Raw genomic sequence first — 21,241 nt, 5'->3', positions numbered from 1 at the left:
CCGAAGAGCCCCGCCTGACCCAAACCCCGGTAGCAGCAGCTCCGTTAGCCAGATCAGGCCAATTCTGGACAAACGAGTGTCGGGTATCGCATTTGCAAAGCCATAGGAGCGAAATTTGATGTCTCGTCAGCGCCAACTTCACCTCGGTGCGTTCATGCGACCGGTCAGCATCCACACCGGCGCCTGGCGCTATCCCGGAGCAATCCACGACGCCAATTTCAATTTCCCGGCCATCAGGCAATTTGCGCGCAAACTGGAGGAGGGAAAGTTCGATGCCTTCTTCATGGCCGATCATCTCGGCGTGCTGAACATGTCGGTCGATGCTCTGCGGCGCAGCCACACCGTCACCTCGTTCGAACCTCTTACCCTGCTGTCAGCCCTGGCGGGCGCTACCGAACGGATCGGCCTGGTTGCGACTGCATCGACCACCTTTGAAGAACCCTTTCATGTCGCGCGTCGGTTTGCTTCGCTTGATCATCTCAGCGGTGGGCGAGCTGGCTGGAACGTCGTTACCACTGCAAACCCTGACAATGCCAAAAATTTTGGTTACGAAGTGCAGCCGGAACATGAAGGCCGCTATCTGCGCGCCCGCGAATTCTACGATGTGGTGACCGGCCTGTGGGACAGCTTTGCGGAGGATGCTTTCGTCTGCGATGCCGAGAGCGGAATATATTTCGATCCTCAACGGATGCACGTGCTCGATCACAAGGGACCGCATTTTTCAGTTCGCGGCCCGCTCAACATTGCTCGCCCGGTCCAAGGATGGCCGGTCATTTTTCAGGCCGGGGCCTCGGAAGCTGGGCGTCAGCTCGCCGCCGAAACGGCTGAGGTTGTCTTTGCCGCAGAAGCGAGCCTCGACGGTGGCAAGCGCTTCTATGCTGATGTGAAGGGGCGCATGGCGCCGGTCGGGCGGAATCCCGATCATCTGAAAATTCTGCCCGCAGCATTCGTCGTCGTCGGCGAAACGGTCGAACAGGCCCAGGCCAAGCGCGCCCAGCTTGACAGTCTGGTCCATTACGAAAGCGGCATTCAATCGCTTTGCGGCATGCTCGGGTTTGACGTGTCGGGCTTTGATCCCGATGGCCCGCTTCCGGAAATTCCCGAAACCAACGCCAGCAAGACTGCGCGGGAAAAGGTTATCGAGGATGCGCGGGCGCACAATCTGACGATCCGCCAGCTCGCCGCAAAGGCCGGCAGCTATGGGGGGCTCGCCTTTGTCGGCACGCCGGCATCAATCGCCGACGAAATGGAAATTTGGCTGGAGGAGCGTGGGTCAGACGGGTTCGTCGTCATGTTCCCCTATCTCCCGGAAGGACTGAACGACTTTGTCGATATGGTCGTGCCCGAATTGCAGCGCAGGGGCATTTTCCGCAAGGAATACGAAGGTACGACCTTGCGCCACCATTTCGGACTTCCACGGCCCGAAAATCGCTTCTTCTAATTCCGCTTGTCCGCAAGCGGATGGGCAACGCAGGATGAAAGTTGGTCACGGCAATGGGGAAGATGACAAGCAAGGACGCTGCTGACGAATTCTGGCAATTTTCGCTGGAAGTCTATGCGAAGCCGCAAGTCGCTGACCTGTGTCTGGCCCTGCAGGACGAGCATGGATTCGATGTCAACGTTTTGCTGTTATGTCTATGGTTGGCGCAAGGCGAGGGCAGGACTCTCAGCCAATTCGAGATCGGTGACCTGTTGGGTGGTGTTGCTGCATTGAACGAAAACTTGGTCTGGCCGGTGCGCGGTGCGCGGCGGTGGGCCAAGTCGTGGCTTCAGCAGGCACCGGACCTGCAAGCGGTAGCTGCGAGAGACAAGCTTTACACCAGCCTGAAGGCGAGCGAACTTCAGATGGAGCGCCAGATCCAGATCGAACTGGTCCGATGTCTTGCCTATGATGGCCAGCAACATGGCCAACCACTGGACTTGTCCGCACAATCCGCCGCGCGATTGAGCCTGGAGGCTTATCGCGCGGCAATTGCGGCTCCGAAAGATACTGCCGCGCTGCTGACGCGGTTGGCCATCAAGGCCCTTATTTAACCGGCATCGCCGGTGTCGTCACGGGCGGTTCTGCGCTCATGATGTGAGCGTAAATCTCATCGATCTCTGCGTCGCTCAGCTCAGTTGGGCGGAATGGCGGCATTTCGATAAGCCCCTGACGCACGATCGTGCGCAAATATTCCCGATCAAGGTCGGCTCTGCCGAACAGCGATGCCACCGGTCGTCCTGCTTGTTCAAGCAGCATGGTTCCAGGGTGACCCGGGCCGGGGTTATGGCATCCCGCGCACATCAAAGCATAATTCTCTGCGCCGTCGGGTTTTTCGACCGTCGGGTCGCTGTTGCAGGCGCTCAATATGCCAAGGAGCGAAATGGCGATCAGTTTTTTCATTATGCCTCTAACTCGATTGATTGCAGGGCAGATCAGGCGGACGCGAACAGCGCAGTTGGGTCAAGGGCCTTTTTGACCCTCGCGTGGAGTGTCGAAAGTCCGCCCGAAGCGAATGTCTTATCGACCGTGGCGCGCAGGCCCGGTTCGGTGAATACTTGCCCGAATCCGGCCTCCGCCTGTGCCTCGATCAAGGCTTCGGCGCAGGCGCGAGCGCGCGCTGCGCTGCGCTGGTCCGACCCAGTGCTCGGGAGGAACTGGCGGTGGTTGGCTGAACGCCATATGGCGACAGCTTCACTAACCATATCGAAACCATGCTCTGCGCAGGTATCGCGTGAAAGCTCGTAGAGACGCATCGCGTCTTCACCATCGACCGGGCTAACCGGGTTGACCGTCAGCGCCTGGTTGCCGTTCCACTGTGCGATTGGTGCCGGAGGGCTGGCTACAGCCCCTGTCATAGTCCCCATTCGCCATGACCAGAGCCGGGGGTCGACGCCACGACCGTCTGCGATGACTTTCGCCCCGGGGACCGATCCGAAGGCGCCGTTGACCAGATCCCACAGGATCGGGACGTTGTCCGGCAGACCGTAGAGCGAACCGTATAGATTCCAGTACCCCAAACCCATCGCCTTACCAGCCGCTTTGACCGCGCTGGCCGCCATCGGGCCCTGACCGGCGTAGTCGCTACGCTTCTTGCCGAGCAAGGCGGCTTCGTGAAGCGCATTGCTTACGGCAACGCCATTGGCCACAACCATGTTCAGTTTGAGGGGGCCGAGCACATCGAGCAGCGGAGCCAGCCCGTCCTCGTTTTCCACGGTAACCATGAACGTCTTGAAAGCAGGCGGTTCCGGCATCAGCCACGTGCCGACCTTGGTTGGCACGGCGAAATCGGATTGTGAGAACAGTCCGTCGACCCACGGGCCGTATCCGAACTTGAACAATTGCCAGCAGGTGCTTTTGGGCATGGCGCCCATGCCGGTGCGGACCAGCCTGCCATCGGCGAGCATGACTTCAAGGCCGCATTGCATCAGACTATGATCCGAATAGGGTGTGTAGCCCGCGCTCCGTTCCACGAAGCTGGCGGCCACGCTCGCATCGGGATTGCCGGGGAAATCCACCCAAAGCTTGATATTCTTGCTTTTGATATTGGCATTGAGCTCGCGGAAGGTGACGCCGGGTTCGACCAGGCAGTAAGCCAGTTCCTCGTTCACCTCGAGGACTTGGTTCATGCGCTGCAAATCGAGCACGATAACCTTGTCCAGCCCGGTTTTCTCAAGACCATGCGCGCCATTACAAACCGGCTGCAATACCCCGCCAGCGCCTTTCGCCGCACTTAGCGCAACTGCCAGCTGCGCTTCATTTGCGGGCAGGACAACACCGACCGGAATGGCGAGGGGTGTGGCGTAGCGGGCCAGCACGGCGGGCGATCGATCGACCGCTCCGGCGCCCAGAGCCGCTTCAATTGCTGTCAGTGCAGCCGCCTGGCGAGCCTGATCAATCATCCTTGTTTCCTCATTTGCCTATTGCTGAAGTATTTTGGGATAGCGATCGAGATTTTCCGCATCGACGGCGAAGTCTGCCGAGCGGACCCCGGCCCCGATGGTGCTGGCCGGTTCGCTGTCACGCCATGAAAAGCAGCAAGTCACGCAGCGATAGATCGTCCAGACAACGATGTTGTCCTCGCGCCCCTGATAGTCTTCGATTGCGCCTGTACTCGAACAGCGCGGACAGAGCGTCTCGCTCATTTTGCAACTCCTTGCTGAAGTAACCGGATTGCCTTGCTCAACGCATCAATGTCCGGGCCAGTCGGTGGACTAACGAGATGTGCCTCGCCGATGGGATCGGGCCGCAGGTAGCTTGTCGCGTCAATGATCAGCCGGTGGCCCTTGCCAGGCACGACCGCAGACGGGTCGATCGGCACGGCAGGCATATTTGGGAGCACGATTATATCGTCGGCGCGGGTACGCGTCGACAGCGCCCACATCACCTGGTTGAGGTCGAAGGGGTCGACATCGGCATCGACCATGATCAGGTTCTTGAGATACATCACGCCGTGCGGCGTGCTCAGCGCACGCAGAGCAACGGTCTTGGCGAAGCCGGCCATCCGGTTTTTGACCGAGATGATCCCGGTCAAACCGTGTTGGTAGAGCGCGTTGACAGCCGTGACTTCGGGAAAGTCCTTGCGCAACTGGGCATATATAGGCGCGGAGGTGTGCAACCCGATCAGCGTGTCGTGTTCGGTCCAGCCACGGCCGATGTAGATATTCTCGAAGATCGGATCTCGGCGATGCGATACCGCCGTAACCTTGAAAATCGGCGCCTTGCGGACCCCGCTGTAAGAACCGGGGAATTCGCCGAACGGACCTTCCAGCACACGCTCGCCCAGCTGCATTTCCGCTTCGATCACGATCTCGCTGTCCGCGAGAATATCGACACCATTGCCAGATTTGGTAAGTCTGATCGGCGCGCCCATCATCGCCGAGGCGTAGGCGTACTCGGATTCCTCGTAACCGATCGGCGTGGCGGCGAAGACCGCAAGTCCCGGGTGGTTGCCGAGCATGACCGCGATCTTAAGCGGCAGACCGTTGCGTTCGGCGGCCATGATCTGCCGACCCATGTCGTGCGACGGAATGGTCATCAGGCTGAAGCTATCCGGGCCTTGCACTTGCAGCCGGTAAATGCCGACATTCTGTTTGCCGAAATTGTCGGGATCTTCGGGATCGCGTGACGCGACCGAAGCCTTGCCCATGAAGAACCCGCCGTCGTATTCGTTGATGCGATAAACCGGGAGGATATCGTAGAGATTGATTCCGCTTTCGACCCGGCACTCGTGGACCGGAGCCTGGCCTTCGGGAACGTAACTGATCTGAGCCTCGGCATCGCCCCAGCGACCGGCGATCTCGAAGAACAGCTCGCGGATTGTCGTGCCCTTGGGCCGGCCCAGCAGCAACGCGATATTGTCCCACGAACCGTGGACGCCCACCACGGTACGCTTGCCGGGATAGCCGGCGATGTTGTCGAACAAGATCGCGGGCGCACCATTGGCATCGCGCGAAGCCGCGACCGCGACATTGCGCAGGTCGGGTTCCGGCAGCACCCGTTCGCTCCAGGTGATCGCCTGGCCTTCGCCTTCAAGGAGTTCAAGAAAGTCCCGCAACGAGGAAATGCCGCGCGCTTTATTGGCCAAGTCGTTCATATTCGGTTCCTAACGCGAGCGGGATTAGTGACCACTGGGATTGGCCGTGGCGGACTGGATCGTAACCCATTTCCACTCGGTCATGATCTCGAGGTCGGCTTCGGTGCCCTCGCGTCCGAAGCCGGAAGCCTTGGTCCCCCCGAACGGTACGTGCGGCTCGTCATGGAGGGTCGGGGCGTTGATATGGACCATCCCGCTTTCGGCCTCGTGAGCAAAGCGCAAGGCCTTGTCGAGATCACGGGTGAAGATCGAGGCGGATAGGCCGTACTCGGTATCGTTCGCCAGTTCGATCGCCTCTTCGAGCGTGTCGAACGGATAGAGCGAAGTGACCGGCCCGAAGGTTTCTTCATAGTAGACAGTCATGTCGGCGGTAACGCCGCGCAGCACCGTCGCGGAGCAGCAGTTGCCAGTCCACTCCGCACCGGCCAGCACTTCGGCCCCTTTTGCGCGGGCATCATCGACGTGGCTGCGCACCCGATCGCGTTGGCGTTCGGAGATGATGGGGCCAAGCATGGTGGTGGGTTCGCGTAAGTCGCCCATCTTGGCTTTGGAAGCTGCGGCGGCGAAGGCCTTCGCAAAATCATCAAAAATGGAGCGTTCGACATAGATGCGCGACGCGCCCATGCAGACTTGGCCCTGGAACATGAAAATGCTGAAGAGTGCCGCTCCAACCGCTTTTTCCAGGTCGGCATCGGCGCAGACGATCAGCGGGCTCTTGCCGCCAAGCTCAAGCGTATATTTCTTGAGGTTCCTGGCTGCGATCCCGGCAATGTGCTTGCCGACGCGCGAGGAGCCAGTGAAAGTAATCGCAGCGACATTGGCATGACCGGTGAGCGCATCGCCGATTTCGGCACCATTGCCGTAGACGATGTTGAACAGGCCGTCAGGAACGCCTGCCTCGCGCCACAGATCTGCGAGCAAGTCAGCCAGGCGCGGTGCGGCTTCGGAGGGGAGCAGAACGAAGGCGTTGCCGGTTGCAAGCGCCATGGCGGACTGCTTGATACCTTTGATCAGCGGAACATTGAACGGCGTTATGCCGGCAACGACACCCACCGCCTGGCGCAGGCTCATGCTGAAGCGGCCCGGTGTGTCCGAAGGAATGGTTTCGCCGCGGACCCGGCGCGGAACCCCGGCGGCAGCGCGCAGGAAACCGATCGCGAACCGGGTCTCGAAGCCTGCTTTGGCAACCGGCGAGCCGACCTCATCGATCAGCACTTCCTGGAACTTGGCGACGTCGCGTTCCATGATCTCCGCCGCCTTGAACATCCAGCCCTCACGAACTGCGGCAGGTAGGTTGCGATGCATGCGGAATGCTGCCACGCCAGCCTCAACCGCGCTGTTAACGTCGTCGGAAGTGCCGGCTGCTACCATCGCGTAAAGACTGTCATCGACTGGATTGAGGTCGTCGAAATAGGCACCACTGCCTGGCGCTACCCGGGCTCCGCCTATCCAGTGGTCTATATTCTTCATACTTCTTCGATCCTTGACTTAGGGGGCCAAGCTGCCGTTTCGCTCACGATGTTTCTCGCATCGCTTTGGGCCAGATGCCCTGCTTGCCTGGTGAAAGAATGCCGTTGGGGTCCATCACATCTTTGATGCGGTGGTGTAGGTCCCACAATGCGCCATCGTTGTGCTTATAGGTTTTGGCAATCTGGTCCATGAAGGCGAGGTGGGTGCGGTATTCGCCGAAACCAACTTCTGCCGCCTCATCGACCAGCAAACCGAAGAGATCGTAGGCCCTATTGCGCATCGCCTCGTCGGCCCGGTCGTACATGATCATCAGGATGTGATGCATGTCACGCCAACCGACAAGAAATTCCCCTATGTAGTCAAAACCGTATTCGTGGCAGCGCCGCTTTATCATGTTGTACTGAGCGAGCGCTTCCGCACCGCTTGGCGCTGAGATCGGCGAGAAATTGACGTGCCCGCCACCACCGATCCAGTTCATAATGCTGAATTCAGTCATGTTCGGCTCGCCGCGCATCAGCCGCACGCGGTAATCCCAGGCAGGGTCATTCTCCCGGTCGAGGTACAGTTTCGCGCCGGGGATGCTCATCAAGGCTTCCTCGACGATCTTCCAGTTGTTCTCGATAATGGGGGGTGGTCCGTAGAGCGCACCGTAGTAGTTCCACATCCCCAGCTTGAGGTCCGAGGCGATCCGCGTGCGAGCCGACTGCGGGAGCGGACCCTTGCCATCGAAGTAATGGCGACGTGTGACCTTGGCCGAGGCTTCCCACAGAAGATCGACCGCAACGGCGGCGTTCGGGATGATCTGGTTGACCTTCAGCGGCCGGGTGATCTCGAAGATCGCCTCGAGATCCTCCTCACGCTCGTAGGTTATCATGAAGGGCTTGTAGCCGGGAGGTTCGGGCATCAGCCAGATGCCCATTTTCGTGACAACGCCGAAATTCGATTGGGTAAACATGCCGTCAAATTGCGGACCGGCGGCGTGTTTGGTTACCTGCCAGTGCTTCGATCCCGCGAGTGCGCCTTGGCCGGTCCGCACGACTTCACCGTCAGCCAGGACCACTTCCATGCCGCATTGCATGATGAAATGATCGCCATAAGGGGTGTAGCCTGCGCCATGTTCCAGCGCATTGCCCATCACGCCGCCCCATGCTGGCGCCGCGGGATCGATCCAGAGCTTGCTACCGATCGCACGCAGATGCCGATAAAGCTGCATGTACGAAACGCCGGGCTCGACAAGAGCATATCCGTATTTTTCGTTGACTTCGATAATCCGGTTCATCCGACGCAGGTCAAGCATCACATAGCCGGACTTGCGCGGGGCAGGGCCGCCATAAGCGAAGTTGCGCCCTGTGCCGATTGTCCAGAGCGGGATCTTGTAAGCGTTGGCGATCTTGAGGATCTTCTGAATCTGTTCGACACCGTCAGGGGCAACGGCCGCTGAAGGTATAAATTCACCGTCGGCAAGGGGAGAATAAGCATCCCTGTAGCTCGACAGCGGCTGTTCATCGACGTACACACGGTCCTTGCCGACGACTCCTGCGAACTCTTTGATCGCATTTGAGAAATCGGCGGCTGCAACCCCTTGGGGAACAACGCTGCTCACGATTGATATCCTTCAAATTCATAAACCCACGAGACCAGCATGCCAGGGCTGCTGGCCAGTAACGCGCAGGGTCCGGAGGTGCAGTCGTTTGTGACTTGAGGTGATCTGTTGTCCATGACGCTCTGCAACTGGTGAGCAACTGCCACCGGCCAGGCGTGTGTCGTGCTCTCAATCAGGCGTGCGCTTCCTTCGGTCCGATGACGCCATCTGCCGCCCGCAAAGTGATGCTGCCAGAACTGCCGCGCATGTGCGCCGCGTTCGCGCAGCAACTGCCCTGCGATCATCGCGACGGGATCAGATGTCATCCCGATGATCGTCCCGGTGGTTGCTTCAAGTTCGTACAACAAGCCATTGAGCGATGGGTCGATGCGGATCACTTCACCTGCAAAGCCGTTGTCGATCAGAGCGGAAGCGAACTGGCGGCTTTCAGGCACGCCACTTTCCTCAACCAGGGTGACAGTGCGGCTCCGGCCTGGTTCCGACCGCGCAAGGGCGCCAAGCCCAACGGCAGCGGTGCCGAGCGCTCCGGCTCCCAAAACATCCCTACGTTTTAGATTCCAAGCCATCATGCCTGCCTTTCGATTTTCTTGTGTGGCAATGCCGGATCGGGGTTTTCGCCAGTCAATCCCTGCCAGCGATCCTCCAGGTTGCGATGAAGTCCGAATTGATCGAGCACCCGCATGCAGCTGTGATCGATAATTTCGTCGATGTTGAGTGGGCGATTGTAAAACGCTGGGACGGGAGGGAAGATCACCGCGCCCATTTCTGTGCACGCAGTCATGTTGCGGAGGTGCGCCAGATTAAGCGGCGTTTCTCGCGTCATCAGCACCAGTTTGCGCCGTTCCTTGAGCATGACGTCCGCCGCGCGGGTGATCAAATTGTCGGACAGGCCATTGGCGACTGCAGCCAATGTCCGCATTGAGCATGGCGCGATCACCATGCCTTCGCACAGGAACGAACCGCTCGCGATGCTCGCCCCTACATTGCGACTGCTGTGCACGACGTTTGCAGCATCCTCGAATTGCCGCCGCCCATCGACAAGTTCTTCGCGGATGTTGAGTAAGGCGGCCTGCGACATCACCAGATGGGTTTCCCAGCCAGCGTGATCTTTCAGCATTGTCAACAGACGCAACCCGTAGATCGCACCGGTCGCTCCGGTTATGGCAACGACGATCCGTTTCACGAGCGCACAGCGCCAACAACGGTTGGTTCTGAAACTTCAACGAGTGGACAAGATACACTTGTCATCAATCTGTCACCTGTCATCTTCGTCCGAGATAAAAAGGGGGGCGGCAAGTTAAGCCGCCCCCCTATCCTAAGTTTTAGAATTCATAACCGATCCTGAGGAACCATTCCCGTGGGCGGGAAAATGTCGCCAAGGCAACGCCGCCAACATCCAGATCGACATATCCACCTTGGATGTACCGCTCATCAGTCAGATTGGTAACGCCCGCGGTGATCGTGATCTGATCTCCGGGGAGGGTGTACGAAGCGTTCGCACCAAACACGCTGTAAGCGGGTTGGAAAAGTTGCGGGCTGTTGATAGCGTCCTTGAAACTGCCGCTCTGATGATACCAATCGCCACGGAGTACCAGGGTGCCGTTTTCATTGTCGAGCACAGTCGCATTTGCTGCAACGGTTCCTGTCCATTCAGGCACGAAAGCGAACTGGGAGTCGAGGTTAACAGGAAACGCGGCCGGATCCACCGAGCGATAGCCGGCATCCAGATAGCCCACGCCATAGTCAATCCGCAGCCAATCGGTCGGGGCAGCCTGTCCCTCGATTTCAAAGCCTCTGATCCGTCCCTGGCCACCGTTGCGAACCCTGGGGGCAATGCCCTCGTTCACGACGATCTGGATATCGGTATAATCAGACTGGAACACCGCCAAGTTCATCCGCAGGCGGCGATCAAACAACTCGGTCTTGAGGCCGACCTCGTAGGAGTCGACGAATTCGGGCCTGAAGGAGGGGGTTTCCAGTTCGCCCGGGAAGATGCGCTGGGTGAAACCGCCGTTCTTGAAGCCCCTCGAATAAGAGATATAGCCTAGGATATCGTCGCTGAACGAGTAGTTTGCCGATATCGCCGGGGTCCATTCCTTGGCTTTGACGGAAACCTCCACCGCCGGGAGAAGGTGGTTACCGCCCGGATTGGTTGCCGAGGGAACGCAGGTTGGATCAGGAAACCCATTAGGCAAGAGCTGCGGTGCAGCCTGTCCGGTGATACAGCGAGCAAACTGGACGAACACACCATCATCAAAGCCCGGCAATACTCCGGCGGTAAAGTCGCGGGTAATGACCTGCGCCGAAGGATCGAAGCGCTTTGTTTCGTCAGTGTAGCGAATGCCTGGGGTTATCGACAGACGATCCGTAACCTCAAATGTCGCCTGGGCGAAGGCGGCATAACTGTCATTGTCGATCCGGCCGCCGCTGAAGAAATTGGCGAATCCGAACCGCAATGGCTCGATATCCTCGCCTTTTTCCTTCAAGTAAAAAGCGCCTAAGGTGAACTTCAGCCTGTCGTCTAGCACACTTCCGACCAGCTGAAGCTCCTGCGAAGCTTGCCACACGTCGATATTGTTGGTGAGCCCCAACACTTCATGAGGGGTGGCGTCAAAGTCGAATTCGATGGTCGATTTCTGGTCACGATAGGCGCTGATCGATTTCAGGGTTACATTCCCTAGATCATATTCCATCGTCAGGTTCACGCCCCATAGGTCGAAATCGGACTGGTTGGGTCCGCCCGCAAATGTCGTGTCAATGTCGCCGGTAACAAAGCGAGCGGAGACACAATTGGGATTGTCAAGGGGTGCCAGTTCACCCGGAGCACCGCATTGCCCAGCCCCGCCGCCGAGCTTGTTATAGCCAAAATTTGAACTTGGGAATGCGACTGTCCTGCCGTCAGGAAGCGTGACGATCTGCAACAGATCGGGGGAATCCCGGTTCTCGATAAGAGTGCTTGCTGCGGTCCCTTCGCGACGGATGTTAACGTCACCTGCCAGGGTCGCTGTGAAAACATTACTTGGTTCCCATTTGATGGCTACGCGTCCTGAGAAACTGTCCTTGTCGCCCTGCCGGTCACCGTCAACCAGCCGCAACTGGTAGCCGTCGCGCGTTTCATAGGATGCGACCGCTCGCACGGCGAGCGTGTCGCTGATGGGAATATTAATAATGCCCTTGATGTCGGCCCGATTGAACCGACCGGTGGCGGCCTCGAGCTTGAGTTCGAAATCGTTGGAAGGTTCACGGCTGTTGACGATGATCGCACCGCCAATGGTGTTCTTGCCGAAGAGCGTTCCCTGCGGGCCGCGAAGGATCTGTACACTTCCGATATCGGCCAGGTCGAGCAGGCCGCCAACCGACCGAGAGACGTAAACGCCATCAACATAGATGCCCACGCCAGGGTCTACCGTGATATTGAAATCGGTCTGGCCAACGCCTCGGATAAAGGCGGTGAGCGAGGCGCTTGATCCGGAGATATTCCCAACCGGTTGGATGTTGACGTTCGGCGCAAAGGACGCAACCTGCGCGACGTTGAGGATTTGCCGGTCTTCAATCATTTCCCCGCTCATCGCGGTAATTGCGATCGGGGTGTCTTGCGCATTTTCTTCACGTTTGCGTGCGGTGACCACAATTTCGTCGAGACCGCCACTGCTCTGCTCGACGGCTGTATCGTCATTTCCCGCATCCTGACCCCAGGCTGGGGCCGATGACATGACCATAGCCAAGCCGCTGCCAGCCAGGAGCAATGCTCTGTTACCTGTGTATCTATTTTTAGTCATTACTCTCTCCCGTAATTTTTTTTTATAAATTTGATTCTGTGAGAAATTCAGTTAGAAAATATCCTGTCTCTTAGGAGCGGGTTTCCATCGCGCGCAGCCAGGCGCCATGCTGTTGATAGCGACGATATTTTTTCACCCACACTTAAGACCCTCCCAACCGCATTATCCGCTTGTAAAATTTATGCTTTCTTTTAAGTAAGAAGATAACTTTCAAGAAAATCGAGGCGATCATTGCCCCAGAATATCTGATCATCGACAAACATCATCGGCGCGCCGAATACGCCCCGCTGGTAGGCTTGCGTACGCACCTTGCGATATTCGCCCTGGCCCGCGGGTGAAGCGACGAATTCACACAGTGCATCGGCATCGAGGCCGACGTCTTCGGCACAACCGCGCAACTCATTCTGATCGCGCGGATCGATCCCGAGTCCCCAGATCCGGTGGTACGCCGCTGTAACAAATGCTTCGGCCTGGTCTTGGCTGCGGGCATAAAGCGTGGCACAGTTCCAATCTGCGCAGGCGAAGCTCGCGGGAAAGGTCAAAGGCACCTCGTACTTGGCCGCCCAGCGCTCCAGATCGGCCATCAGGACCTTTATCTTTGGAGCAACCTCACGGTTGGACGGGCCATAGTTTCCGGCAGCAATCTTCGCTTCCGGAATGTCGATCGGCCAATATTCGATCACACAGCCGGTCCTACGGGCCAAATCAGGCAGTTTCGCCTGCGCGAGGTAGCTGAACGGACTGATGAAATCGAAATAGAAATCGATCGTTTTCGTCATGACGTGGTTCCGTAACCCACTAGCTTTTCGTAGTTTTCCCAGAATCCAACGATTGAACCCTCGGTGACCAGGTGATCTGCATCCTCCGCACGGCCTCCGCCCATGGCGATGTACGATTCTGCTTCCGTTTCGCCGATGATGGCCCTTTGGACGATTTCGACAGCTTCACCATCTTCCATGGATACCAGCCCGGCCGGACCGATCAGGTTGGTTTGCTTTTGCCGGATAGCCTGCATCTCTGCATCATCATCAGCGTAGCCGAAATGGGTCCAGACAAGCTCGAAGCCGTCGGTGCCCCTGGTTACGGTCTGCCGCACCGCCAGGGTGTTCTGAATCTGCTGGAGCACCAGGTTCGGGAATACTGCGAGGATTACGAGGGTTATGCCATCATCGAATTCCTGCCGACCTTTAAGGAGCGACATGTCCTGCAGCTTGAACTCTGTGTCAAAGGTGCGGGAATCCCCATAGGCCTGCTTATCCGCAGCATCGTCGTTGCTGGCAGCGATTGAGTAGAGCAGCGAATGACGCTTGTTCGCGTCCATCACGCTTTTGCCCGTCTGTGTCGAACGGTACATTCCGAAAGTGTTGTGGAACAGGTGCAACAGACTTGCGTGATAAGGGTCGCGCGTGTTCTCCGCGTATAGCTTCCAGTTGCCGTGCACATGCTGACGCTGGTCGCCCAGCACCTTGATTGGCTTGCACATGATGCGTTCGATGTGCTCGATCACGATCGGCCCCAGGAAATCGCGCAGCGGCTCAACGGTTTCAGAGAAACTGGCGAAAACCAGACCGCCAATGCTTTCTGCGCGGAGCTTTTTCAAACCGTGTTGCTTCATGTCGAAGTCACCGGGCATGCCGCCCTGACCCTTGAGGCCGCGCCGGAATGGGACTCCGATCAGATTGCCTTCCAGATCATAGGCCCACTGATGGTATACGCATTCCAGGTTCGGGCGGTTGCCGCGCACTTCGCGGCAAACCAGCGCACCGCGGTGCGCGCAGCGATTGACCACGGCGTGCACTTTACCGTCAATGGCACGGGTCACTATGACCGGAGTCTCGCCGACGAAGGTTGACTTGAAGTCTCCCGGTTCGGGCACTTCCGCTTCCAGGGCAACAAAAGACCACGTTTCACCCTGGAAGATGTTCTCCTGCTCTCGCCGATAATATTCAGGATCGGTGAATACGCGATACGGCACGCGGCATCCCGCGACTTCCGATGCATCGGAATTCTGACTGTCCCTAAGCGTTGTTTCTGGCATAAGTAAAATCTCAAAATTGGCTTAGATTGGGCGTACCATCATTGTATCTATGACATTCGTATCAAATACAGCGACTTTCGATGTAAAAAGCGGTTTCTCTCCGCTACAGTCGATCTCATCGATATATTTCCCGGAATTGTATATTTCCGTACGGCCGTCCGCTCGCGTCATGAATACGGTGTAATTTGTTTGTGCCGTGATTTTTAACTCGTGTTCTGACACGATGCGAGTAGGCCCAAGAATATGCCGATAGCTGTGCACCGGAAAGATATTTGCTTTGCGCAGCGATATGATGCGGTCGACCAGCATGCCTTTGCTATCACAGAATATCGCCGAGAGGCTCAGATTGCGCTCATGGTTCTCGCGCGCAATAACCTTGTAAATGCAATCGTCCGTGAACAGCTCTGGCCATTCCTCAAGTCGATCATCATCTATCCACTCGGCGTGGATGGCGTTGAGTTCGGTTGCGAGATGCTGCAAGCGAAGGCGCTCGAAGATGGCGAGATCCATCTCAGGCAACTCCGTCTGGTTGATCGATGCAAACCCACTCGTCGTCGATCGTGACGGGGTAGGTCTTGACCGGAACCTGACATGGAAAGGCCTTCGCCGCCCCAGTGGCGATATCGAACGAGCCACCATGAAAAGGGCATTCGATGATGCCGCCATCTTGGTACCCATCAGTCAGCATTGCGTTTCCATGGGTGCACATGTTGTCGGTCACGAAGATGTCACCATCGACGTTGTAGACAGCCAGCGCCGGCAGTTGCTCCAGAAACACGCCGACCGGTTCGCCATCCTTGACGTCAGCAACCGGGCAAAGACGCACCTTACTTGTCATCGCGCTTCGTAGTCCTTTGATGTATTTGATATAACAGCGATTCTGGGGGCGGCTTACTGGAGAGGAATATCCATGCCGTACCCCTGGGCCTCATTGCCGTGACCGAAAATGTCGCGGGTGTAGAATTCCTGCTGGGCGGGCGCCTTGCGAGCACCCCAACCAAATTCCCACAACCAGCCAGAAGGGTTGGCGCAGTAGAAGGTAAGGGCCAAATCGTTGGCATGCTTGCCGAGCTGAAGCGCGACATCAATCTGCCGCTCGCGCACGATGTCGTGGGCGAGCCCGAGGTCGTCCAGTTCGGTATATTCAAACATCAGATGGTTGATGCGCTTCTCCATCGGGCCGAGGCCGAAGGCGACCGAGTGCTGCCGATCATTGCAATGCATGAAGTACGGCATGGCCACCATGCCGTTGGGCAGGTGCAACTGGTATTCAACCGATCCGCGCAGCCCTAACAGGCGGTAAAACGCGGCTGCTGCTTCGACATCGTCTTGGCGCAGGATGCAGTGACCGATCCCTTCTGACCCGGTGACGAATTTGCCGAACATGGGGCGTCCGGGATGGAACGGCTTGTGGGCGTCAACTTGCGGGCCGTAGAAGATTTCGGTGGGGTTTCCACCGGGATCGGTCATCTTGGCCAGGCCGAGCACGCGGCGCTCGCGGGCTTCGGCGTCGCTCGCCACAGTCACTGCTACCCCGGCGTTGGTCAGCTTTTCAACCATTGCCTCGAACTCGGTCGGATCACCAAGCCGCCAGCCCATGTAGGCCAGATCGTCAGTGTCGCCTTTGATAAGTGCAATGCGGTGATGCCACAGATCCATCCGGAGATAGATCCGATCGCCCTCACCTTCGTCGACGACTTCCATTCCGGCAACCTCGGCTGCGTAGGCTCGCCACGCATCGAGATCTGTCACTGACATGCCCAGATATCCAAGTTCGGTGACCGATGACATTAACTGATTCTCCCAAAATTGCCGCCTTTTGGCGCTCTGTCAGGCATGCTCGACGACGCTAAACATGCGGCTTCGGCTACCAGATTCGAGAAATTTTCTAGTCGAATGTTTCGCAGGGTGCAATACGTTGCACAAGATAAATTTTAGCGGTAGGATTCGGCTGTCTGCGATTGGCTGGTCGAGTCGACGATAGGCGATTGGCGTACAGGTAACCGTTCAACGACCGGTTTCGGTAATGGCAGCGGGGCCAAGTGATCGCAGAAGCGACGTCGGGCCAAGAGGACGATGCGGGAGAGACAGGTAATGAACTCGAAAGAACAACTGGTGGGGCGTATTGCCAACCTGCAGGTCCTGCGGGGGCGACTGCAATCCTGGTTGGCCAAGGATAAAACGCGCGGCATCTATCAGGTGGATCGTGCAGCTTTTACCGACCCGGAAATGTTTGAGCTTGAGGTAAAGTACGTTTTTGAACGCAACTGGGTGTTCGTTGCGCATGAAAGTCAGGTCGCTAAGCCCAACGATTTCATCACAACAAAAATCGGCAGGGTGCCTGTCCTTATTACGCGAGACAGGGCCGGGAGCCTTCGTGGCATGATCAATGCCTGCGCGCATCGGGGCGCGCGCGTCTGCCGTGAAAAGGCCGGAAATAAAAAGAATTTCATGTGCCCGTTTCATGGATGGACCTATTCATCGGCAGGCGATTTGCTGGACGTCACCGAAGAAGCGGCTGGCGGCTATGCGCCGGGCTTCGACAAGGCTGATTTTGGTCTGCCGAAAATTGCGCGCCTTGAAAGCTATCGCGGTTTCATATTCGCAAGCCTTTCCGACGACGTCTTACCGCTTGAGGATTATCTGGCAGGGTCGAAAACGTTCATTGATCTGCTTGTCGATCAATCCCAGACCGGAGAGCTTGAGGTAATCCCTGGCGCGACCCGTTATCGTTATCAGGGCAACTGGAAGATGCAGGTTGAAAACGGTCTGGACGGATACCACGTCAGCACTGTCCACGCCAACTACTTCATGACCGTTCAGCGGCGTGTTCTGGGCGAATCGAAAAACGATACCAAGGCGATCGATTTTGCCAATTTCAATCAGCAGGATGGCGGGTCGTTCTCTTTCAAGAATGGCCATACGGTCCTGTGGGCTGACTATGCCAATTTCAAGGACCGGCCGAACTTTCAGTGGATCGATTGGCTGACTGCCAACCACGGGGAAGAGAAGGTATTGTGGATGAATAAACGGATCCGCAATCTCCAGCTTTTCCCCAACGTGTTCCTGATGGACCAGACCAGCAGCCAGATCAGAATCATTCACCCGATTTCGGTCGATGAAACGGAAGTCACGACCTATTGCATCGCGCCTGTTGGTGAGAGTGCTGAGGCCCGGGCCTTGCGGATTCGGCAGTATGAAGACTTCTTCAACGCCAGCGGCATGGCGACACCCGATGACCTGACCGAGTTCAACAATTGTCAGATTGCTTTCGCTGCCGGCGAAGGCCGGGTGAACGACATGTCGCGCGGCGCTCCCAGATGGGAGAAGGGCGCTGGGCGTTTCGGTGCAGGACTGGATGTAGACGCCGTCCTCAGCAGTCCCGCTGTGGCCGACGAAGGCCTTTATGTTGCGATCCATGATGAGTGGGTGAACCGCATGAATTCGGCGATCGATCGCGAAAGCGCCGAACTGATGGCGTTTGGGGACAAGGAGCCGGTTTTGTGACTGACGTAGATGCAAAATGGCTGTCGGTGTTGCGCTTCCTTGGACGAGAGGCCCAGGCGCTGGACGAGAAGGACTGGGATTCCTGGTTGGCGCTGTACGACGAGGAGACTGAATATTGGGTGCCTGCCTGGGATGATAGCGAACGCCTGACCGCCGATCCGAAGCGTGAAATCTCGCTCATCTATTATCATAACCGGGGCGGGCTGGAAGACCGGGTGTTTCGCATCCGAACCGGCCGGTCTTCATCCAGTACGCCTGCTCCGCGGACGCAGCATATGTTCACGCTGCTGTCGGTCGATGACACCACTGCTGGTTTGCAGGTGCGAACCTCATGGACCGTCACTTCGGTGCTTGAAGGAGATGTCACCGTTTACAGCGGATCCGCGCACTACGACCTTGCGCCAGCAGGCAATTCCTTTGTGATCAAGCGCAAGAAGACGATCGTGATCAACGACGTCGCCAAGACCATGCTCGATGTCTACAGTATCTGACCGGCCAATGGGTTCGCTTGGCGCACGGCCGGTCGTTGGAACGCTGATCGGCGACCCTGCCGGGATCGGTCCGCAGGTTGCGGTCAAGGCGCTTGCGAGCGGGCAGGTTCACGAGGTGTCGGTCCCGGTTCTGGTCGGGTCGTCTGCGGCCGTCGAACGGGCCATCGACATGACTGGGGTCAAAGCGCGCGTGCGTGCCATGAAGTCGCTCGAGACGCCCAGTGACGATCCGGGCGTGATTGATGTGATCGACACGGGTGCCTTGCCTGCCGGGGTTCTGCCGCTGGGCGAAGACACTGAGGCGGCGGGGCACGCGACGGCGCAGTGGCTTGATGAGCTTGATGCGCTGGCGCGGGACGGATCCTTTGCGGCGACGATCATGGGACCGATCAGTACCGGTTCGCTGAAGATGGCCGGCAAGCTGGACAAGGTTATCAGCCCCACGCCCGGCGAGAGCTATCTCGTTTTGCTGACCGGCCCCTTGCGGGTTGCGCATCTGACTGATCATATGTCCTTGCGTCAGGTGATCGATGTCATTTCCGCTGATCTGGTGGCCAAGGCCATCGGTCAGGTGAATGATGCCATGCGGTCTTGGGGCATTGCCAAACCGCGCATTGCGGTTGCCGGGCTTAATCCGCACGCTATGGGCGATGAGGAGCGGCTGGCCATCGTGCCGGGTGTCGAGCGGGCCAAGGCCATGGGGATTGCCGTAGAAGGGCCGGTCGCGCCGGATTCGGTCTTCCGCCAGTGCATCGAGGGCCGCTACGACATGGTTCTCGCGATGTTCCACGATCAGGGCCATATTGCTGTCAAGACCTGGGGATTTTCGGGCAACTGCGTAATCATAATGGGGCCGCCCTATCTCCACATGTCGGTCGCCCATGGCACCGCCTACGACATTGTCGGTTCAGGCATAGCGGACGCAGCGATGATGCTCAGTGCGATGCGCACCTGTGGGCGGCTCGCATCTGGGCAGGGATTTGAACTTGAAGGAGAAGCGAAATGAACACTCAAGTGCGGGTTGAGGCCCAGCGATCAATCCCCACGGCGATCGACTATAAGGTCTATCACGACCCCGAAGTCTTCGCTGCGGAACAGAGCAACGTCTTCAAAGGGCGCACCTGGTGTTACCTTGGACTAGAAGCCGAAATTGCCAATGCAGGCGATTTTCGGACGAGCCATGTCGGTGAAACACCAGTGGTACTGGTGCGCGGTCAGGACAGCAAGATCTTCGCCTGGGTCAACCGCTGCGCACACAAGGGGGCGACCGTGTGCCGCTCGCTGCGCGGTAACCAGGCCGATGGCGCTTTTGTCTGCGTCTATCACCAGTGGGCTTACGATTCCGAAGGAACGCTGGTTGGCGTGCCGTTCCGGCGCGGCATGAAGGGCGTCGGCGGCTATGACAAGGATTTCGATCCGGCCAATCACTCGCTCGAGAAGCTGCGGGTTGAGAGCTACAAGGGCATGGTTTTCGGCACGTTTTCGTCCGAGATAGAGCCGCTCGAGGATTTTCTAGGTCCCGTGATGCGCAAATATATCGACCGGGTTTTCCATCGTCCGATCAAAGTGTTGGGCTATTCGCGGCAGTATATGGCGGGCAATTGGAAGCTCTATTCCGAAAACAGCCGGGATAGCTATCACGGCGCCTTGCTGCATCTGTTCTACCCCACCTTCGGCATTTACCGCCAAAGCCAGGACAGCGCCGGAGAGCTTACGGAGCAGGGCTTCCATAATGTCTTTACGGTGTCCAAGCCCAAGGGCGACATCGATTACACGTCGTTCGGCGACGAAGCCAATCGGGAGATGCAAGGGGCGACGAAATTGCAGGATGAAAGACTGTTGCAATTCCGGCCCGAAATTGACGACGATGTGGGGCTGCACATCCAGTCGCTGTTCCCCAACGTGGTGCTGCAGCAAATCCAGAACACGCTGGCGACCCGTCAGATCGTGACGCTTGGCCCTGACAAGACAGAGCTGGTCTGGACCTATTTTGGCTATGCCGACGATGATGAGGAAACAACGCGGCACCGCCTGCGCAACCTGAATCTTGTCGGGCCTTCCGGGCTGATATCGATGGAGGACGGCGAAGCAGTCGAGCTTTGCCAGCAGGGGACCATCGGGGCGGAAGGCAAGTTTAATTTCATCGAAATGGGTGGCGACGATGTGCGCGAATACTACGCGCCGATGGGCATGGATGAGAACGCCGTGCGTGGATTCTGGAAAGGGTATCTGGAATTGATGAGTGATGCCTTGTCGGCCTCGACAGCGGAGGTGCCGGCATGACGATCGCCGATCCCGTTCTGCAAGGGCTGATCGATTCCCTGAACGCCGCTTACGGCCTATGCCTCGATGACGGGCGTCTTGAAGATTGGCCCGAGTTCTTTGTTGAAGATTGCCTCTATCAGGTGATCGCTCGCGAGAATGTCGACAATGGCCTGCCTGCCGCAGTGATGTATTGTGACAGCAAGGGGATGCTGGTGGATCGCGTGGTGGCCCTGCGCCATGCCAACGTGTTCCCCGAACATTTCAGTCGTCATCTAATCTCTCGGGCGGTTGTGACCGGGAGCGAGGGGAACACGGTGACGGCGGAGGCCAGCTATGCCGTGCTGCAAACCCGCAACGACGGTGAAACGCGCATCTACAATGCCGGGAAGTATATCGACAGGTTGCTTGTCAAGGACGGCGCGGCAAGGTTGGTCAGCCGGACGTGCGTCTACGACACCCACCGGATCGCGACCCTGCTGGCGACCCCGATCTGACGGCCGTAATTTTTACCG

Annotated in this window: 21 protein-coding genes; 7 read left to right on the top strand and 14 right to left on the bottom strand. The window is 57.8% G+C overall.

Features of this window, described 5'->3' with window-relative positions; translation table 11 throughout:
• Positions 1 to 118: 118 nt before the first annotated feature.
• Both BUA05_RS06185 and BUA05_RS06180 read left to right on the top strand, forming a co-directional pair.
• Positions 119 to 1,441, top strand: coding sequence for an LLM class flavin-dependent oxidoreductase (locus BUA05_RS06185; RefSeq protein ID WP_072673800.1), 1,323 nt, complete (start codon positions 119 to 121; stop codon positions 1,439 to 1,441).
• Positions 1,442 to 1,482: 41 nt separating this feature from the next.
• On the top strand, positions 1,483 to 2,034 hold the full coding sequence (locus tag BUA05_RS06180; protein WP_245790112.1) for a TIGR02444 family protein: 552 nt from the start codon (positions 1,483 to 1,485) through the stop codon (positions 2,032 to 2,034).
• Here BUA05_RS06180 and BUA05_RS06175 read toward each other — a convergent pair.
• From BUA05_RS06175 to bphC, 14 genes are all read right to left on the bottom strand, one after another.
• On the bottom strand, positions 2,027 to 2,383 hold the full coding sequence (locus BUA05_RS06175; protein WP_072673799.1) for a c-type cytochrome: 357 nt from the start codon (positions 2,381 to 2,383) through the stop codon (positions 2,027 to 2,029). The genes BUA05_RS06180 and BUA05_RS06175 overlap by 8 nt on opposite strands.
• Before the next feature lie 32 nt (positions 2,384 to 2,415).
• Positions 2,416 to 3,882, bottom strand: a complete 1,467-nt coding sequence (locus BUA05_RS06170) for an FAD-binding oxidoreductase (RefSeq protein WP_072673798.1) — start codon at positions 3,880 to 3,882, stop codon at positions 2,416 to 2,418.
• An 18-nt stretch (positions 3,883 to 3,900) separates the two neighbouring features.
• Positions 3,901 to 4,125 (bottom strand): non-oxidative hydroxyarylic acid decarboxylases subunit D, encoded by a 225-nt coding sequence (locus BUA05_RS06165; RefSeq protein ID WP_072673797.1) that lies wholly within the window; start codon positions 4,123 to 4,125, stop codon positions 3,901 to 3,903.
• A complete protein-coding gene (locus BUA05_RS06160) occupies positions 4,122 to 5,576 on the bottom strand; it encodes a non-oxidative hydroxyarylic acid decarboxylases subunit C (protein ID WP_072673796.1) in 1,455 nt (484 codons plus the stop codon). The genes BUA05_RS06165 and BUA05_RS06160 overlap by 4 nt, the downstream gene beginning before the upstream one ends.
• A 24-nt stretch (positions 5,577 to 5,600) precedes the next feature.
• On the bottom strand, positions 5,601 to 7,046 hold the full coding sequence (locus BUA05_RS06155) for an aldehyde dehydrogenase family protein (protein WP_072673795.1): 1,446 nt from the start codon (positions 7,044 to 7,046) through the stop codon (positions 5,601 to 5,603).
• 43 nt (positions 7,047 to 7,089) lie between these two features.
• Entirely contained in the window at positions 7,090 to 8,649 is a 1,560-nt protein-coding gene (locus tag BUA05_RS06150) for an FAD-binding oxidoreductase (RefSeq protein ID WP_072673794.1), read from the bottom strand.
• A complete protein-coding gene (locus tag BUA05_RS06145) occupies positions 8,646 to 9,083 on the bottom strand; it encodes a hypothetical protein (protein ID WP_245790111.1) in 438 nt (145 codons plus the stop codon). Before BUA05_RS06145 ends, BUA05_RS06150 begins: the two co-directional genes overlap by 4 nt.
• Positions 9,084 to 9,214: 131 nt before the next feature.
• On the bottom strand, positions 9,215 to 9,832 hold the full coding sequence (locus tag BUA05_RS06140; RefSeq protein ID WP_072673792.1) for a UbiX family flavin prenyltransferase: 618 nt from the start codon (positions 9,830 to 9,832) through the stop codon (positions 9,215 to 9,217).
• 139 nt (positions 9,833 to 9,971) lie between these two features.
• Positions 9,972 to 12,428: a TonB-dependent receptor gene (locus BUA05_RS06135; protein WP_072673791.1), complete on the bottom strand. Its 2,457-nt coding sequence runs from the start codon at positions 12,426 to 12,428 to the stop codon at positions 9,972 to 9,974.
• 191 nt (positions 12,429 to 12,619) lie between these two features.
• Positions 12,620 to 13,207 (bottom strand): 2-hydroxychromene-2-carboxylate isomerase, encoded by a 588-nt coding sequence (locus BUA05_RS06130; RefSeq protein ID WP_072673790.1) that lies wholly within the window; start codon positions 13,205 to 13,207, stop codon positions 12,620 to 12,622.
• Positions 13,204 to 14,466, bottom strand: coding sequence for an aromatic ring-hydroxylating dioxygenase subunit alpha (locus tag BUA05_RS06125; protein ID WP_072673789.1), 1,263 nt, complete (start codon positions 14,464 to 14,466; stop codon positions 13,204 to 13,206). Before BUA05_RS06125 ends, BUA05_RS06130 begins: the two co-directional genes overlap by 4 nt.
• A 21-nt stretch (positions 14,467 to 14,487) precedes the next feature.
• The gene (locus BUA05_RS06120; RefSeq protein WP_072673788.1) at positions 14,488 to 14,976 is read right to left on the bottom strand and encodes an aromatic-ring-hydroxylating dioxygenase subunit beta; all 489 of its coding nucleotides are present in this window, start codon (positions 14,974 to 14,976) and stop codon (positions 14,488 to 14,490) included.
• 1 nt (position 14,977) lies between these two features.
• Positions 14,978 to 15,304: a non-heme iron oxygenase ferredoxin subunit gene (locus tag BUA05_RS06115; protein ID WP_072673787.1), complete on the bottom strand. Its 327-nt coding sequence runs from the start codon at positions 15,302 to 15,304 to the stop codon at positions 14,978 to 14,980.
• 53 nt (positions 15,305 to 15,357) lie between these two features.
• A complete protein-coding gene (gene bphC, locus BUA05_RS06110) occupies positions 15,358 to 16,257 on the bottom strand; it encodes a biphenyl-2,3-diol 1,2-dioxygenase (protein WP_072673786.1) in 900 nt (299 codons plus the stop codon).
• 303 nt (positions 16,258 to 16,560) lie between these two features.
• On the opposite strand from bphC, the gene BUA05_RS06105 reads away from it, so the two are divergent.
• Genes BUA05_RS06105 through BUA05_RS06085 form a run of 5 tightly spaced genes read left to right on the top strand, consistent with a single transcriptional unit; the run spans position 16,561 to position 21,223 of the window.
• Positions 16,561 to 17,973, top strand: a complete 1,413-nt coding sequence (locus BUA05_RS06105; protein ID WP_072673785.1) for an SRPBCC family protein — start codon at positions 16,561 to 16,563, stop codon at positions 17,971 to 17,973.
• Complete coding sequence (locus tag BUA05_RS06100; protein ID WP_072673784.1) at positions 17,970 to 18,464, top strand: aromatic-ring-hydroxylating dioxygenase subunit beta; 495 nt, start codon at positions 17,970 to 17,972, stop codon at positions 18,462 to 18,464. Before BUA05_RS06105 ends, BUA05_RS06100 begins: the two co-directional genes overlap by 4 nt.
• Positions 18,448 to 19,470, top strand: a complete 1,023-nt coding sequence (locus BUA05_RS06095; RefSeq protein ID WP_072673783.1) for a PdxA family dehydrogenase — start codon at positions 18,448 to 18,450, stop codon at positions 19,468 to 19,470. The genes BUA05_RS06100 and BUA05_RS06095 overlap by 17 nt, the downstream gene beginning before the upstream one ends.
• Positions 19,467 to 20,747, top strand: coding sequence for an aromatic ring-hydroxylating dioxygenase subunit alpha (locus BUA05_RS06090; RefSeq protein ID WP_072673782.1), 1,281 nt, complete (start codon positions 19,467 to 19,469; stop codon positions 20,745 to 20,747). Before BUA05_RS06095 ends, BUA05_RS06090 begins: the two co-directional genes overlap by 4 nt.
• Positions 20,744 to 21,223 (top strand): aromatic-ring-hydroxylating dioxygenase subunit beta, encoded by a 480-nt coding sequence (locus BUA05_RS06085; protein WP_072673781.1) that lies wholly within the window; start codon positions 20,744 to 20,746, stop codon positions 21,221 to 21,223. The genes BUA05_RS06090 and BUA05_RS06085 overlap by 4 nt, the downstream gene beginning before the upstream one ends.
• Positions 21,224 to 21,241: the final 18 nt, after the last annotated feature.

The sequence above is a fragment of the Erythrobacter sanguineus genome (assembly GCF_900143235.1).
Taxonomy (GTDB): domain Bacteria; phylum Pseudomonadota; class Alphaproteobacteria; order Sphingomonadales; family Sphingomonadaceae; genus Erythrobacter; species Erythrobacter sanguineus.
This window is presented reverse-complemented; position numbering and strand designations above follow the sequence as displayed.